11 protein-coding genes are annotated in these 17342 nt (G+C 35.5%); all 11 read left to right on the forward strand.

The genetic code is table 11. The features are described from left to right. Positions 1 to 313 precede the first annotated feature (313 nt). The 11 genes from rny (at position 314) to mutL (ending at position 16916) form a co-directional block, all read left to right on the forward strand. Entirely contained in the window at positions 314 to 1882 is a 1569-nt protein-coding gene (rny, locus tag JM172_RS12885) for a ribonuclease Y (RefSeq protein ID WP_483297257.1), read from the forward strand. A gap of 77 nt (positions 1883 to 1959) precedes the next feature. Beyond that, complete coding sequence (locus JM172_RS12890) at positions 1960 to 2754, forward strand: TIGR00282 family metallophosphoesterase (protein ID WP_214482756.1); 795 nt, start codon at positions 1960 to 1962, stop codon at positions 2752 to 2754. A gap of 692 nt (positions 2755 to 3446) precedes the next feature. Then, positions 3447 to 3707 (forward strand): stage V sporulation protein SpoVS, encoded by a 261-nt coding sequence (gene spoVS / locus JM172_RS12895; protein WP_214482757.1) that lies wholly within the window; start codon positions 3447 to 3449, stop codon positions 3705 to 3707. A 284-nt stretch (positions 3708 to 3991) separates the two neighbouring features. Next, the gene (locus JM172_RS12900) at positions 3992 to 4915 is read left to right on the forward strand and encodes a dipeptidase (RefSeq protein WP_214482758.1); all 924 of its coding nucleotides are present in this window, start codon (positions 3992 to 3994) and stop codon (positions 4913 to 4915) included. 386 nt (positions 4916 to 5301) lie between these two features. Next, a complete protein-coding gene (locus tag JM172_RS12905; protein ID WP_214482759.1) occupies positions 5302 to 7041 on the forward strand; it encodes a 2-oxoacid:acceptor oxidoreductase subunit alpha in 1740 nt (579 codons plus the stop codon). After that, positions 7042 to 7908: a 2-oxoacid:ferredoxin oxidoreductase subunit beta gene (locus tag JM172_RS12910; protein ID WP_214482760.1), complete on the forward strand. Its 867-nt coding sequence runs from the start codon at positions 7042 to 7044 to the stop codon at positions 7906 to 7908. Positions 7909 to 8092: 184 nt separating this feature from the next. Beyond that, positions 8093 to 9631 (forward strand): tRNA (N6-isopentenyl adenosine(37)-C2)-methylthiotransferase MiaB, encoded by a 1539-nt coding sequence (miaB, locus tag JM172_RS12915; protein WP_214482761.1) that lies wholly within the window; start codon positions 8093 to 8095, stop codon positions 9629 to 9631. A 1-nt stretch (position 9632) separates the two neighbouring features. After that, positions 9633 to 10064: a YlbF/YmcA family competence regulator gene (locus tag JM172_RS12920; protein WP_214482762.1), complete on the forward strand. Its 432-nt coding sequence runs from the start codon at positions 9633 to 9635 to the stop codon at positions 10062 to 10064. Positions 10065 to 10729: 665 nt separating this feature from the next. Then, positions 10730 to 11293 carry an outer spore coat protein CotE gene (locus tag JM172_RS12925; protein ID WP_214482763.1) on the forward strand — a complete coding sequence of 188 codons (564 nt, stop codon included), beginning with the start codon at positions 10730 to 10732 and terminating at the stop codon, positions 11291 to 11293. Between the two features lie 847 nt (positions 11294 to 12140). Continuing rightward, entirely contained in the window at positions 12141 to 14729 is a 2589-nt protein-coding gene (mutS, locus tag JM172_RS12930) for a DNA mismatch repair protein MutS (RefSeq protein ID WP_214482764.1), read from the forward strand. Between the two features lie 294 nt (positions 14730 to 15023). After that, on the forward strand, positions 15024 to 16916 hold the full coding sequence (gene mutL / locus JM172_RS12935; protein ID WP_214482765.1) for a DNA mismatch repair endonuclease MutL: 1893 nt from the start codon (positions 15024 to 15026) through the stop codon (positions 16914 to 16916). Positions 16917 to 17342: the final 426 nt, after the last annotated feature.

Here is a 17342-nt window from a genome sequence, read left to right on the forward strand (position 1 = left end):
TGTTACTATTTAGAATTTTTTCAAACAAAATTGGAGGACAGATAGGAAGAAGGAGCGATCGGTTGGTGTCAGGTACAAGTGCAATGAAATAGTTGCCTCGTACTAATGAAGCACACGATGAAATTACTTGTGTAGGTAGTTAACAATAAATTACCAACGATATTGAGTAAATTCACAGTCTTTTTCCAGGCTTATAACAGCCTCTAGTATTGGAACTTGAAAAGCCATTGTGCATGTTGGAATTTATTAAGGGAAATTACATGCCGACAGTTTGAATCTAGCAAGAAACAAGTATATAGCAAGAGGAGGTGAAATGATGGACGAACCCATTATCGTCATCGCCATTTTGCTTGCCATAGTCGGTGCAGTTGTTGTTCTTTATATCTCACTTGTTCGTAAATCTAATGAGGCGAAAATCACAAGCGCAAAAAGCGCTGCTGAACAAATTATTAACGATGCAAATCGAGAGGCTGATGCGCTTAAAAAAGAAGCGCTTCTTGAGGCAAAGGATGAAATCCACAAACTTCGAACAGAAGCAGAAAAAGAAATTCGTGATCGAAGAAGCGAACTAAAAAAACAAGAAAATCGGTTAATGCATAAGGAAGAGAATCTTGATCGTAAGGATGAATCTTTATCTAAGCGAGAGAGTGTGTTAGAAAAAAAGGAGGATTCTCTAGGTCAAAGACAACAGCATATTGAAGAGATGGAAAGCAAAGTGGAAATGATGTTTAACAAACAACGTACAGAGCTTGAACGTATTTCTAGTTTGACACGTGAGGAAGCGAAACAAATCATTCTTGGCAATGTTGAAAAAGAGCTCGCACACGATGTTGCGATTACGATCAAAGAAGCAGAAAGTCGCGCTAAAGAAGAAGCTGATAAAAAGGCAAAAAACATTTTATCATTAGCCATTCAACGTTGTGCGGCTGATCATGTAGCGGAATCTACAGTTTCTGTCGTAAATCTGCCTAATGATGAAATGAAAGGACGAATCATTGGTCGGGAAGGTAGAAATATTCGAACTCTAGAAACGTTAACAGGTATTGATTTGATCATCGATGATACACCTGAAGCAGTGATTTTATCAGGCTTCGATCCGATTCGACGTGAAACGGCTCGCATTGCTTTAGATAAGCTTGTTCAAGATGGACGTATTCATCCAGCTCGTATTGAAGAAATGGTTGAAAAATCGAGAAGAGAAGTGGATGAATATATTCGTGAAATTGGTGAACAAACGACATTTGAAGTAGGTGTACATGGGCTCCATCCAGATTTAATCAAAATATTAGGTCGACTTAAGTACCGAACGAGTTATGGTCAAAACGTGTTGAAGCATTCAATGGAAGTCGCTTACTTGTCAGGGTTGTTGGCAGCTGAGTTAGGTGAGGATGAGTTATTAGCTCGTCGAGCAGGCTTACTTCATGATATTGGTAAGGCTATAGATCATGAGGTAGAAGGTAGTCATGTTGAAATTGGTGTAGAACTAGCTATGAAATACAAAGAGCATCCAATTGTTATTAATAGTATAGCTTCACACCATGGTGATACAGAGCCTACTTCTATTATTGCGGTATTAGTGGCTGCTGCCGATGCATTATCTGCAGCGAGACCTGGAGCAAGAAGTGAAACACTTGAAAACTATATAAGACGTCTCGAAAAGCTTGAAGAGATTTCTGAATCATTTGATGGTGTTGAGAAATCATTTGCAATTCAGGCGGGGCGTGAAGTTCGAATTATGGTTAAACCAGATTCGATTGATGATCTGGAAGCTCATCGATTAGCTCGTGAGATTAGAAAGAAAATCGAAGATGAGCTCGATTACCCAGGTCACATAAAAGTGACAGTGATTCGGGAAACACGAGCTGTCGAATATGCAAAATAAAGTGGTTTTTACCACTTTATTTTTTTTGTTTTGGCAAAACTGATAATAAATTGTACAAATATAAAGGGGTCGAAAAAATGAAAATATTATTTATTGGAGATGTAGTTGGCTCACCAGGAAGAGATATGGTTAATGAATATGTTCCTAAATTAAAAAAGAAATACCTCCCTTCAGTCACTATTATTAATGGTGAAAATGCAGCAGGGGGTAAAGGGATAACTGAAAAAATATACCACGGTTTTATTAAGGCTGGAGCACAAGCGGTTACACTTGGTAATCATACGTGGGATAACAGAGATATATTTGAGTTTATTGACTCTGCGAAATACATGATACGCCCTGCAAATTTTCCAGAAGGTGTACCAGGTATAGGCATCGTTTATATCCCTTGTGAAGGTCGTGAGGTAGCCATTATTAATTTACAAGGAAGGACATTTTTAAATCCAAATGACTGCCCATTTACAAAGGCAGATGAATTAATTGAAGAAGCAAGAAAGCGAACCAAAATCATTTTTGTAGATTTTCACGCGGAAGCCACGAGTGAAAAACAAGCAATGGGTTGGTATTTAGATGGAAGGGTATCTGCTGTTGTAGGAACGCATACACATGTGCAAACGGCCGATCATCGCATACTACCGCAAGGTTCTGCATATATAACTGACGTAGGTATGACAGGTCCATATGATGGAATATTAGGTGTTGACAGAGAAGCAGTTTTGAAGCGTTTTTTGACTAATCTCCCTGTTCGGTTTGAAGTAACCGATGGAAGAGCTCAACTTAATGCTGTAGTCATTGATATTGACAACAAAACGGGTAGAGCTAAAGGGATTAAAAACATTATTATTAATGATGATCATCCATTCTTTGATTAAATTTTTACATAAGGCTCTTTTCGTTAACTTTGTCTTTTTTCATTAATTGTATAAACCCTGATGTGTATATGTGATTGGAACAGTCCTTAGAGAAGAAAAGATGCCCCGTTTGCTAGATCTACACGTGTTTATAATTTGGGACGTAAAGAACTATTATTGCGAAAACTCTTTAACTAAGGCTCTTTTCGTCAACTCTGTCGCTGTTGTTATCAAATTAGTACCATTAAAAGTGGTTATATATGTTAGTCATTGTTGTACAGAAGAAAAGATGCCACAAAGGCAAGATGTATTCGTACTTATATCTTAGACGAAAAGCAACAATCAATGCGAAATAAGCTTTTCGTCAATCTTGTTGATTTTTCAAATAGGTAATATGTGATTGTTACGTTCTTACATAAAAAAACAGTAATTGAAACGTGTTTATTTCTTAAACCGTATATTAATTATGAATTCGAAAAGGGATTTATCCAGAGTTGTTGATTTGCTAGTCATTGAGCTGTAATAAAAACCTATTTTCCCAACCTTGTTTCTCCAGAAATTAAGATTTTTGTGAATTTTTTGATAAAAGATTAAAAACTTGCAGGAATACTATATGTGACTACTGAATATAGTATCAATGGGCTTATATATATATATAGAATGTTCTACTGAACACTTATCATTCACAGTAAAAAAACAAGGAGGAACTTGGAATGGAAATATTAAAGGTTTCAGCAAAGTCTAGCCCTAATTCTGTGGCTGGTGCACTTGCAGGAGTACTACGAGAAAGAGGGCAAGCAGAAATTCAAGCGATTGGGGCAGGTGCATTGAATCAAGCAGTGAAAGCGGTAGCGATAGCAAGAGGTTTTGTAGCTCCAAGTGGTGTTGATCTCATTTGTATCCCAGCGTTTACGGACATCCAAATTGATGGAGAAGAACGGACGGCAATCAAATTGATTATTGAACCTCGCTAGGTTCATTGTTAGAATTTTACTCTAGAAGTTAGCATAAACCTGTTTGCGAATACTGCAAACAGGTTGTTTTTATAGTATAAGAAAATACAGTTAGCTACGCTTCTTTTCGCTGGACAAGTGATACGATCGTAAAGCTCCACATATGACTCCCCATCCTCAGTAGATGATATACGCTAATAAGAAAAGATGCCATGAGGGATTAGTTTATATACTTGTAATGTGTTTGTACGAATACCGACAATCATGTTTGAGAAAACGCTTATGATAAGAGAGGAGGAGCAAAAATGAATATATTTGATGCACATTGCGATGTTTTATTAAAGATGTGGCTCAATCCATCTATTTCATTCGAAAATGATAAGTCATTACATATAACTTACGAGCAAATGATTGCGACAAAAAGTAAAATACAATGCTTTGCGATTTATATTCCTGAATCTGTTAGTAATATAGACAAATTTGACGTCGCATTAGAAATGATAGATATATTTTATAATCAAATCATTGCTAAATACGATCATATTAAACTAGTTAAAACAAAAAAAGATATTAACACCTTAAACCGCAATGAAATTGGTGCTATGTTAACACTTGAAGGGTGCGATTGTATAGGGTGGAGTATAACTAGGTTAAAAACACTACTCCAGCTAGGTGTATCTTCTGTTGGTTTAACATGGAATTATGGCAATACTGTAGCTGACGGTATATTAGAAGAGCGAGGAGCAGGGCTCTCATCATTTGGAAAAGAGGTTGTTCGAACATTAAATGATCAAAAAGTTTGGACAGATGTCTCACATTTATCAGAGCATGGATTTTGGGACGTAATGGCATTAGCGGACTATCCAATTGCATCACATTCGAATTGTTATAAGCTTTGTGACCATCCGCGCAATTTACATAACAATCAAATTAAAGCAATGATCGAGAAAGATGGCATGATAGGTGTTACCTTCGTTCCACAGTTTTTATCCGTACACGGTCATGCAGGTATAGCAGATATATTGTTACATATAGAACATTTATGTTCTTTAGGAGGGGATAAAAACATTGGGTTTGGTTCTGATTTCGATGGGATTTCTACAACAGTAAGAGGTATGGGAAACTTTAAGTGCTATATGCATTTAATTGAAGAATTACATAAATATTATAGCGATGAGTTAGTAAGAAGTTTTTTATATCAAAATTTTGTAGAACATTTACCTGAATAATAAATGTATTTTTTCGAAAACAAAAAAATTATTCATATAATCGACAAATTTTATGTTGAAACACTTGCAATTTTTTGATTATAGGTCTAGAATTGTAAGCGTTTAGTACATCCAAACATTTCATAATTGTTATTCATCAAAAACATTTTAGATGACCATATAAGTGTCTTGGTTGGAACGTGCTATAACAAATTGTACATGTTCAAAAGGGAAAGAAAATGATGAAGGTACCAATAATTTACTTGTATGCGCTTTAAATGTGTAAATACAAAATGAGCGGATATGAGGAGAATATCAAACCATTGTATGACTGAAACTTTTTGAACATTCTCAAACAAATGCTGTTAAATATATAATATTGAACGTATTCCAAAGGGGTGTAAGACATGATCAATCAACTTTCATGGAAAGTTGGCGGACAACAAGGGGAAGGTATTGAGAGTACAGGAGAAATTTTCTCCGTAGCGTTAAACCGATTAGGGTATTATTTATATGGGTATCGCCATTTTTCCTCACGTATTAAAGGTGGACATACGAATAACAAAATTCGCGTTAGTACAACTCAGGTTCGTGCTATTTCTGATGATTTAGATATACTAGTAGCATTTGACCAAGAAACAATTGATGTTAACTTTAGTGAGTTACGTGATGGTGGGATTGTAATTGCTGATGCAAAGTTTAACCCGACCATTCCAGATGATTCAAAAGTGGCATTGTATGCGGTTCCATTCACGGAGATTGCAACTGAACTAGGCACTTCGTTAATGAAAAATATGGTTGCTGTAGGTGCTTCTAGTGAGTTACTTGACATTGACACGAAGGTGTTCTTTGAAGTAATTGACGAAAAATTTGGCCGAAAAGGTCAACAAATTGTCGATAAAAACATGGAAGCAATTCAAGCTGGCGCTGATTTTATGAAGCAACAGCTCGGTAACAATAATAAAGAGATGAAAATTGAAAAAGCAGATGGTAAAAAGCGTCTGTTTATGATAGGTAACGATGCGATTGCATTAGGTGCATTAGCTGGAGGGGCAAGATTTATGCCTGCATATCCTATTACACCAGCTTCAGAAATCATGGAGTATTTAATTAAAACGCTACCTAAGTTTGGTGGAACAGTTATACAAACTGAAGACGAAATTGCTGCTTGTACAATGGCAATTGGTGCTAATTATGCGGGAGTACGAACTCTAACAGCATCAGCTGGACCTGGTCTATCGTTAATGATGGAGGCAATTGGACTATCTGGTATTACAGAAACGCCACTTGTGATTGTTGATACACAGCGTGGAGGACCAAGTACTGGATTACCAACTAAACAAGAACAATCAGATTTAATGGCTATGATTTATGGAACACATGGTGAAATTCCAAAAATCGTAATGGCCCCAAGTACAGTACAGGAAGCATTCTACGATTCTATAGAAGCATTTAACTTAGCAGAAGAGTATCAATGCCCAGTCATTCTTTTAACAGATCTGCAACTGTCTCTTGGAAAACAAACAGTTGAGCCACTTAATTATGATAAAATTGAAATTCGTCGTGGTAAACTTCAACTTAATGAAGAATTACCTGAATTAGAAAATAAAGCTTACTTTAAGCGTTATGAAGTAACTGAAGATGGTATTTCACCACGTGTTGTACCAGGAACAAAACATGGAATACATCATGTAACGGGTGTTGAACATGCTGAAACTGGAAAACCATCTGAAGATGCAGAAAATCGTCAATTACAAATGGATAAAAGATTCCGTAAACTTGATCAGATGAAATTTGATACACCTGTCTACAAAAACTGTCAACATGAAGATGCGGACATACTAATCGTTGGTTTTAATTCCACACGTGGAGCGATTGAAGAAGCCATGACACGTTTAGAAGAAGACGGTATCAAGGTGAATCATGCGCATGTTCGTTTAGTGCATCCATTCCCAACTGATGAGATTCAACCGCTTATTCAAAAGGCGAAAAAGGTCGTTGTCGTTGAAAACAACGCTACTGGTCAACTTGCAAGTATTATGAAAATGAACGTAGGATTCGGAGAAAAAATAACATCTGTCTTAAAATATGATGGAAATCCATTCCTGCCACATGAAATACACACAAAATGCAAGGAGATGTTCTAAATGGCGACGTTTAAAGATTTTCGAAATAATGTCAAACCAAATTGGTGTCCAGGGTGCGGAGATTTCTCAGTACAAGCTGCCATTCAAAGAGCAGCTGCGAATGTTGGCTTACAACCTGAGGAATTAGCAGTAGTATCAGGTATTGGATGTTCAGGGCGCATATCTGGATATATTAACTCATACGGGTTCCATGGTATCCACGGTCGTTCTTTACCTATAGCTCAAGGTGTGAAGATGGCTAACCGTGATTTAACTGTCATTGCTTCAGGTGGAGATGGAGATGGCTTTGCAATTGGTATGGGGCATACAGTACATGCGATTCGTAGAAATATCGATGTAACATACATTGTCATGGATAATCAAATTTATGGTTTAACAAAAGGTCAAACTTCACCACGTAGTGAAGTAGGGTTTAAAACAAAAAGTACACCAAAAGGTTCTATTGAATCTTCCTTATCGGTAATGGAGATGGCATTAACAGCAGGATCTACATTTGTTGCACAAAGTTTTTCTACCGATTTGAAAGAGTTAACTTCATTAATTGAAGCTGGAATTAATCATAAAGGATTCTCGTTAATTAATGTATTTAGCCCATGTGTTACGTACAATAAAACGAATACGTATGATTGGTTTAAAGAAAATCTAACAAGTCTAAAAACGATTGAAGGATATGATCCTAACAATCGTATGACAGCGATGCAAACATTGATGGAGCATAACGGTTTAGTAACTGGATTAATCTATCAAAACAACGAGCAACCATCTTATCAAGAGTTGGTTTATGGCTATAGTGAAGATCCGTTAACAAATGCTGATTTAAGTATTAGCAAAGATAAATTCGATGAACTCGTAGCAGAATTTATGTAATTTGATCATTAAAAAAAGCAACAAAACACTAGCGGTTTTGTTGCTTTTTCTCTACCTATAAATATGTGGTTAATTTGTAACAAAGCTTTGTTTTTATTGTTTATTATTTGTATTACCATTATACTATGATAATGTGTGTAAGTATTTTTAGTTTTGCAGTGATATGTACGAAAGGAGATATATAATGAACGAAAAGCAACGCTTAGAATCACAACAAGTAAAGCAACCTAATCCTTCGGACAAAAAATCCGCCAAGGATTATAGTCAGTATTTTGATAGTGTTTATCAGGCGCCGTCTTTATCAGATGCTAAAAAACGTGGTAAGGAAGATGTTCTTATCCAGCGTGATTTTGAACTGCCAGAGGACATGATCGGAATAGGTACTGGGCGTAAGTTTTATATCCGAACTTATGGCTGTCAAATGAATGAACATGATACAGAAGTCATGGCAGGTATTTTACTAGGGTTAGGCTATGAATCAACAGATACGGTTGATGATGCTGATATTATTCTATTAAATACATGTGCAATCCGAGAAAATGCTGAGAATAAAGTATTTGGTGAACTTGGTCATCTTAAGCATTTAAAAAAGAACAACCCTAACGTATTATTAGGTGTTTGCGGATGTATGTCCCAAGAAGAATCGGTTGTCAATAAAATATTACAAAAACACCATCATGTTGATATGATATTTGGAACTCACAATATTCACCGATTACCACAGATCGTTAAAGAAGCTATGCTTAGCAAAGAGATGGTTGTTGAAGTATGGTCAAAAGAGGGGGATGTTATCGAAAATCTCCCGAAAGTGCGTAAAGGGGATATTAAAGCTTGGGTAAATATTATGTATGGCTGTGACAAGTTCTGTACTTACTGTATCGTGCCATATACTCGTGGAAAAGAGCGCAGTAGACGACCTGAAGACATCATTGAAGAAGTTCGTCACTTAGCTAGGAATGGTTATAAGGAAATTACACTCTTAGGCCAAAATGTGAATGCATACGGTAAAGATTTGGAAGGTATTGACTATGGTTTAGGAGATTTAATGGACGAACTAAGAAAAATTGATGTTGCTCGTATCCGTTTTACAACTAGCCATCCTCGTGACTTTGATGATCGCCTTATAGAAGTATTGGCTAAAGGCGGAAACTTAGTCGACCATATTCATTTACCTGTTCAATCTGGGAGCACTGATGTGTTGAAAATTATGGCACGTAAATATTCCCGTGAGCATTATTTAGAATTAGTAAGAAAAATAAAAGAAGCTATTCCATCTGTATCATTAACGACTGATATCATTGTAGGATTCCCGAATGAAACAGACGAACAATTTGAGGAAACCTTATCATTGTATCGAGAAGTTGGATTTGATTCTGCGTATACATTTATTTATTCACCTAGAGAGGGTACTCCGGCAGCTAAGATGCAAGATAATATTCCGATGGAAGTGAAGAAAGAACGTTTGCAGAGACTTAATGCAGTTGTAAATGAATTTTCTGCTATTAAAATGAAAGAACATGAAGGCAAAATCGTTGAAGTACTTGTAGAGGGTGAAAGTAAAAATAATCCAGAAGTGCTTGCGGGTTACACAGAAAAGAATAAGCTTGTTAATTTCAGAGCTCCTAAATCAGTTATTGGTCAAATTGTAAAAGTGAAGATCACACAAGCAAAAACATGGACATTAGATGGTGAATTGATAGAAGAAGTAGCAGAGGTGAATTAAGATGACTAAGTATACTAAAGATGATCTTGTTGCACGTGCTCGTGATTTAGCGAAGATGATTGCGGATACGGAAGAAGTAGAACTGTTTAAACAAACGGAAGAGAAAATTAATGAAAATCAAAAAGTAAGAGAAACGATTGCTTTGATTAAGAGCTTGCAAAAACAAGCAGTTAATTTTCAACATTATGGTAAGCATGAGGCATTAAAACAAGTGGAAGAAAAAATTGATAAACTTCATGCTGAAATAGATGAATTGCCGATCGTTCAGGAATTTAAATCATCGCAAATTCATGTGAATGATTTACTTCAACTCGTTGCATCAACGATTACGAATACAGTTACTGATGAAATAATTGTCTCTACAGGTGGAGATGTACTCCGTGGAGAGACGGGCTCTAAAGTTAAAGCAAGTAGTGGAAGCAGTTGTCACTAAGCTTTTAAGCAATCTATTATTTAAGGTAAGAGAGCATTGGGTACATTTCAATGCTCTTTTTGATAACTGTAAAGATTAGCTAGCAGTGGACTTTCCTGCATGAATTGTTGATTGTCACACTAACAGTTAAATAGGAATATAAATATTGTTCCTAGCATCTTCTTTCTGTACAACGATGACTAATAATGTAAACCACTTTTTTGAAATTAAAAGATAACAATGGCAACAAAGTTTATGAAAAGAGCCATTAATTAAAAGCTATTAACTGATTAAATGTAATAAAAAATGCAACAAAGTCAACGAGTTTTAGTTTTGTAGATCAAACTCAAGCCTCCTTGAGAACACTATAACTCTCACACTTAAAGTTAAAAAGTCCTTCATATTATATAACTCCAAAGATTAAGAGGCTTCCATTTTCTCTACACTCTAGAGTCAATCATACCTATTGAACCTATGTCAAAAGGTACCTTCGGATATAGTGAACAAATCAGTCTACGCTATTTTTCTAAATAAATTTAAAAAATAGGTACATATCTAGATTTTGCGACATACAATGAACTATACGGCTATATTTAATACATCACATAATTGTTTTTGTAATAGGCACAATAGTCATTTGCCCTGCATAGGATGGAAAGAAGATTGATTGAGGAGGGTATACTTGTATGTCACAACATAGAGAAATTATTACTAAAGCTGTAATAGGAAGAGGGCGTAAGTTCACCCAAGCAACACACACATTTTCTCCGTCCCATAAACCTACTAGTATTTTAGGTTGTTGGATTATAAACCACCAATATGAGGCAAAAAAACGAGAATCTACTGTTGAATTAGATGGTACTTATGACATTAATGTATGGTATTCATTCAGTGATAATACTAAAACAGAAGTCGTAACAGAAAAAGTTGCATATACAGATGTGATCAAATTAAAATACAAAGATGATAATTATTTAGACGGTGGTCAAGAAGTTGTAGCAAAAGTTCTACAGCAGCCTAATACGTTGGAAGCGACCATTTCTCCAAATGGTAATAAAGTAATCGTTCAAGTGGAGAGGGAGTTTCTAGCAGAAGTAATTGGGGAAACGAAAGTCTGGGTTGTCATTGATCCTGATGGAGAGTTCGAAGAAGAAGAATGGGATGATGAAGAGTTAGACGATGAGGAATTAGATGATGAAGAGTTTGAAGATTTGAATCCTGATTTTCTAATAGAAGACGTAGAAGAATAATAAAGAACTAGGGAGCCAGACTTCCTAGTTTTTTACTTGTCAGAAGGAAGTCTGCCTTATGAATTTATTTGAAATGATACTCTTGTTGTAGTGGTACCATTCTTAAACTTTGTCATTAACATGTTTTACGATCAGCTAAATAGGTCTTCAGAAGATTCGTGGCATTTTTCTTCTTTAAAGACTTTTCCACTCAAATATACATATTAGAGTTTATACAATTAGTGAAAAAAGAACAAAGTTAACGAAAAGAGCCTTAGTTAAAGGGTTTTTCGCAATGATATTTTCTTTACGTACCAAGTTATAAACAAGTGTATATCTAGCCATCGTGGCATCTTTTCTTCTCAAGACTGTTCCAATCACATATACATATCAGAGTTTTAACAATTAGTGAAAAAAAGACAACGTTAACGAAAAGAGCCTTAGTTAAAGGATTTTTCGCAATGAAATTTTCTTTACGTACCAAGTTATAAACACGTGTATATCTAGCCATCGTGGCATCTTTTCTTCTCTAAGGACTGTTCCACTCATACACATCAGAGTTTATATTATAATAACAAAGTTAACGAAAAGAGCCTGAGTTAAAGGATTTTTCGCAATGAAATTTTCTTTACGTACCAAGTTATAAACAAGTGTATATCTAGCCATCGTGGCATCTTTTCTTCTCTAAAGACTGTTCCACTCACATATACATATTAGAGTTTATACAATTAGTGAAAAAAAGACAACATTAACGAAAAGAGCCTTAGTTAATAACAATTTATGTTGAAACAACCAATGTAATAAAGAAATGTCCCTATATATGTTATAATAAATAGTGCTTAATAATAGGAATATTTGGGGGATAACAATGGCAAGCTATACGCCGATGATACAACAATATTTAAAGATAAAGGCAGATTATCAGGATGCCTTTTTATTTTTTCGTCTTGGGGATTTTTATGAAATGTTTTTTGATGATGCAGTCAATGCATCCAAGGTGTTAGAGATCGCATTAACGAGTAGAGATGGTGGAGACCAACAGCGCATTCCGATGTGTGGAGTTCCACACCATGCTGCAAGCGGATATATTGAACAATTAATAACAAAAGGGTATAAAGTAGCAGTTTGTGAGCAAGTTGAAGATCCAAAACAAGCAAAAGGTGTTGTTAAGCGTGAAGTAGTTCAGCTCATTACACCGGGTACAGTGATGGAAGGCAAGGGAGTTATAGAAAAAGATAATAATTTCCTTTCATCAATATCGATGTTTGATGATAATAGTTTCGGTCTTTCTCACATCGATTTAACAACTGGTGAGAGCAAAGTTACCATTATTTCGCAGCAATTCAATGATGTAATTAACGAAATTTATTCAATAAATGCAAAAGAGGTTGTTGTTGACTCACAATTTCCAGAAGAGCTAAAAATAAAATTATTAGAACGATGCCAATTAACATTTTCATTCGAAGATAATATCATCCTCGATAATGAATTTTTGAACATTGTAAACAAATTACATGATGACAAGCTAACACATACAGTTAGCCGTTTAATAAATTATTTAAAGAAAACACAAAAACGCAGTTTAGAACATTTGCAAGAAGTCCAAGTATATGAAACAAATCAATTTATGAAAATAGATTACTTTTCAAAAAGGAATTTAGAGCTAACAGAAACAATTCGAGGTAAAGGGAAAAAGGGTTCTTTACTGTGGTTGCTTGATGATACGATGACAGCGATGGGAGGACGACGCCTTAAGCAATGGTTAGACAAACCCCTCATCAATAAAGAAGCGATAGATGACCGTTTAAACATGGTGGAGACTTTTATTAATTCATATTTTGAGCGAATTGAGCTTCGGGATATGTTGAAGGAAATTTATGATTTAGAGCGTTTGGCAGGTCGAGTAGCCTTTGGGAATGTAAATGCAAGAGATCTAGTCCAACTAAAAAAGTCATTACAACAAATACCTGCAATAAAGCAATTATTAACAACACTAGATCATGCTTACTGTGGTGAACTTGCTGAAAAAATTGATCCGTGTGAACAAGTGACAGCGTTGTTAGAAGCTTCTTTGCGTGAAAACCCACCACTTACGATTAAGGAGGGTGACATCATTGCAGATGGATATGATCCGACCCTTGATAAACTAAGAGATGCTAGTAAGAATGGCAAATCATGGTTAGCGGCTCTAGAAAAACAAGAACGTGAGCTAACAGGCATAAAATCTTTGAAAGTTGGTTATAACCGGGTATTTGGCTACTATATTGAAGTAACTAAGGCAAATCTTCATTTATTAGCAGAAGGAAGATATGAGCGTAAACAAACATTAACAAACGCAGAGAGGTTTATTACGCCTGAGTTAAAAGAAAAAGAAGCTTTAATACTTGAAGCAGAAGAAAAAATTGTTGAAGTAGAGTACGAGCTATTCCTTCATATTCGTGAACAAGTAAAAAATAATATTTCTCGTATTCAGCAATTGGCTCAAATTATTAGTGAACTTGATGTATTGCAATGCTTTGCGACAGTTAGTGAGGAAAGACATTATTGTAAGCCAGCTTTTTCTCATAATGGAGAGGTCTTTCTCAAAGATGGACGTCACCCCGTCGTAGAGAAAGTACTAGAACTTCAGCAGTACGTACCGAATGATTGTGTGATGAATGATGATAGAGAGATACTATTAATTACTGGTCCAAATATGTCAGGGAAAAGCACGTATATGAGACAAATTGCTTTAACGTCTATTCTTGCTCAGATTGGTTGTTACGTTCCAGCCCAAGAAGCTGTACTGCCGATCTTTGATCAGGTTTTCACTCGTATTGGTGCAGCTGATGATCTTATTTCTGGTCAAAGTACGTTTATGGTAGAAATGCTAGAAGCAAATAATGCCATAATGAATGCCTCTAAAGATAGTTTAATCTTATTTGATGAAATTGGTAGAGGTACATCAACTTATGACGGCATGGCACTTGCACAAGCTATAATTGAATATATTCATAACAACATCGGTGCGAAGATGCTATTCTCAACTCATTATCATGAATTGACAGTACTAGAGAATGATTTAGCAAAATTACAAAATATTCATGTGAGTGCAATAGAGGAACATGGGAAAGTAGTGTTCCTCCATAAAATAAAAGAAGGTGCAGCTGATCGAAGCTATGGTATACATGTTGCACAATTAGCTGATCTTCCAGACGCTTTAATCGATCGTGCAAAATCGGTACTAGCTATACTTGAAAAAGCAAGTGAATCAGAACCTAATACTAAAGTGGATCATGCTGTTCCTAAAGAACAATTATCATTATTTGTTCAAGAAGAAACGACAAATAAAATTGAAGAAAAACTCTCTACGAAAGAAAAGCGGATGTTAAAAGATATAAAATCACTTGATTTACTAGACATGACACCTATGGATGCAATAAATAAATTATATGAAATTCAAAAGAAATTGAAGTGATTTTTATAAGTGGACAAAACGAAAAATGCAAGCTAACCGAGTTAATCGCGTTCATAAACAATTTTCAAGCAGTCTAGACTGCATTTTTTCGTATTTTTTTGATTAGCAGTTTCCCATTGATTGTTGCTTTTCGCTCTAAGATATATACGCGTATCTATCTTGTGCTCGTGGGGCATCTCTTTAATTGTTACAATTATTGCTTTCATAAACTCAGCATGCTGTCTGTTTTTTGTGAAAATAGCTACTAAATTTACGAAAAGAGCCTTTATAAAAGATAAGATTGGAGGTGATATTGTGGGGAAAATTATTGAATTAGATGATCAGCTTGCTAATAAAATCGCAGCAGGGGAAGTAGTTGAGAGACCAGCCTCAGTTGTAAAAGAATTGGTTGAAAATGCAATAGATGCGCATAGCACTGTTATCGAAATTGAACTAGAAGAGGCAGGATTAGCAAAAATTCGAGTGATTGATAATGGGGATGGCATCGAACCAGATGATTGCCTTGTGGCTTTTTCACGTCATGCTACGAGTAAAATCATAGATGAAAATGACCTGTTTAGAATACGGACGCTTGGATTCAGAGGTGAAGCATTACCCAGTATTGCTTCCGTATCCGAGCTAGAGATGAAGACGAGTACTGGTGAAGAAGCGGGTACGTACATTTCTATTAAAGGTGGTGAGCTCGCTAGTCATCAACGTACTGATAGTCGTAAAGGCACGGATATAACAGTGTCTAATTTGTTTTATAATACACCAGCTAGATTAAAATATATGAAAACGATCAATACCGAGTTAGGTAATATTACTGATATCGTTAATCGTCTAGCTTTAGCATACCCATCAATTTCATTTAAATTAATCCATAATGGAAAAAAACTACTTTTAACAAATGGTAATGGTAATTTGAAACAAGTAATAGCAGCGATATATGGAGTATCTATTGCTAAGAAAATGATTCCAATATCGATTCAATCTTTAGATTTTGAGGTGAAGGGATTCATTTCATTACCTGAACTTACGAGAGCATCTAGGAATTACATCTCTACGATGATAAATGGGAGATATATTAAAAACTACTCTATTGTGAAAGCAATTCAAAACGGTTATCATACATTACTACCAATCGGTAGATATCCAATTATCGTATTGGAAATTAACATGGACCCTTTATTAATAGATGTAAATGTCCATCCTTCGAAACTTGAGGTGCGACTTAGTAAGGAGTCTGAGCTAAACGACTTAATAGGAGCACAGATTGAAAAAGAATTTAAAACTAAGCAGCTCATTCCTGAAGCAAACCCATTTACAAAGAGAACAGAACGAACAGTTCAACAAGATTTTACGTTGGAACATCATGCATTAAGTAACGATACACATGGTGAGCCTGTTTTGCCTGTAGAAAAGAAAACAGGTATTCATTCACAAAGTGAAAACGTGGTTAATGTCATTAAGGAAAATGAAGATGAGTTTATGCATGATGAAATTAGTGCTTATCATGCGTCACTTGAACCAGAAAGAATACAACTAGATAATGATAACGATGTTTCTGAGATAGAGGAAGAAAAATTAACGGATTTGGAAGATTTTGTTGCAGATCATACGCAACGTGTCCCACCACTATATCCTATTGGCCAAATGCATGGAACTTACATTTTAGCTCAAAATGAACAAGGCCTTTATATTATCGACCAACATGCTGCTCAAGAAAGAATTAAATATGAATACTATCGTGAAAAAGTCGGTCAAGTTACTTCAGAGGTTCAACAGCTGTTGTTGCCACTAACTTTAGAATATTCACAAGATGAATATGTACTTATAAATGAGCATAAAGAAGAGTTAGCCCAATGTGGGGTGTTGTTAGAGCCTTTTGGACACCATTGTTTTATCGTTCGATCTCACCCGACTTGGTTCCCAGTAGGAGATGAGACAACGATCATAGAGGATATGATTGAGCAAGTGCTACAAATGCAAAAAGTTGATGTGAAAAAACTTCGTGAAGAAGCTGCGATTATGATGAGCTGTAAAGCTTCGATTAAAGCTAATCAACATCTTAAAGAGGAAGAAATTTTTTCTTTACTTGAACAGCTTCGACAATCGAGTGACCCATTTACATGTCCACACGGTAGACCCATCATCATTCATTATACGACCTATGAAATGGAAAAAATGTTTAAACGAGTTATGTAAGTTTAAACAATGAGTAATAAGAATTAACAAGGCTAATATAATAGTGTTATGCCGACTCAACAAAAGTCAATAAACACTTTTGTCTCCAGAATGTTGATTATTTTGCGACCCTTGTCGTAAACTGTGCTGCTCCCATACTAAATTAGATATTCAATGCGCTGTTTATTTAAGGAAGAACCTGCGAGCTATATGATTGCGTGTATCGTTCTTGTTCGATAAACATCAGTCATTGTGAAAACAGCTTATATATCATCATGTTTAGCTTAATGGGAGCAAATCTACCTTAGCCTAAAAAAATGAAAAATATAATGGAGAGACTCACGCTGTCCTTTTGCAACTTTTATGTAAAATGGTCTTATTCTCTACTTTTATACATTCACGTTTGCTTAAAAGATTTTTGCTAATATAAGGTGATTAGTGATTTAT

It is taken from the genome of Bacillus sp. SM2101 (assembly GCF_018588585.1).
Classification (GTDB): domain Bacteria; phylum Bacillota; class Bacilli; order Bacillales; family SM2101; genus Nanhaiella; species Nanhaiella sioensis.

What these genes read in the sequence shown, in the direction of transcription:
- mutS (WP_214482764.1), top strand. Translation starts at nt 12,141, where the DNA reads ATGGCAAGCTATACGCCGATGATACAACAATATTTAAAGATAAAGGCA.
- JM172_RS12925 (WP_214482763.1), top strand. Translation starts at nt 10,730, where the DNA reads ATGTCACAACATAGAGAAATTATTACTAAAGCTGTAATAGGAAGAGGG.
- JM172_RS12905 (WP_214482759.1), top strand. Translation starts at nt 5,302, where the DNA reads ATGATCAATCAACTTTCATGGAAAGTTGGCGGACAACAAGGGGAAGGT.
- miaB (WP_214482761.1), top strand. Translation starts at nt 8,093, where the DNA reads ATGAACGAAAAGCAACGCTTAGAATCACAACAAGTAAAGCAACCTAAT.
- spoVS (WP_214482757.1), top strand. Translation starts at nt 3,447, where the DNA reads ATGGAAATATTAAAGGTTTCAGCAAAGTCTAGCCCTAATTCTGTGGCT.
- JM172_RS12890 (WP_214482756.1), top strand. Translation starts at nt 1,960, where the DNA reads ATGAAAATATTATTTATTGGAGATGTAGTTGGCTCACCAGGAAGAGAT.
- JM172_RS12900 (WP_214482758.1), top strand. Translation starts at nt 3,992, where the DNA reads ATGAATATATTTGATGCACATTGCGATGTTTTATTAAAGATGTGGCTC.
- JM172_RS12920 (WP_214482762.1), top strand. Translation starts at nt 9,633, where the DNA reads ATGACTAAGTATACTAAAGATGATCTTGTTGCACGTGCTCGTGATTTA.
- rny (WP_483297257.1), top strand. Translation starts at nt 314, where the DNA reads ATGATGGACGAACCCATTATCGTCATCGCCATTTTGCTTGCCATAGTC.
- JM172_RS12910 (WP_214482760.1), top strand. Translation starts at nt 7,042, where the DNA reads ATGGCGACGTTTAAAGATTTTCGAAATAATGTCAAACCAAATTGGTGT.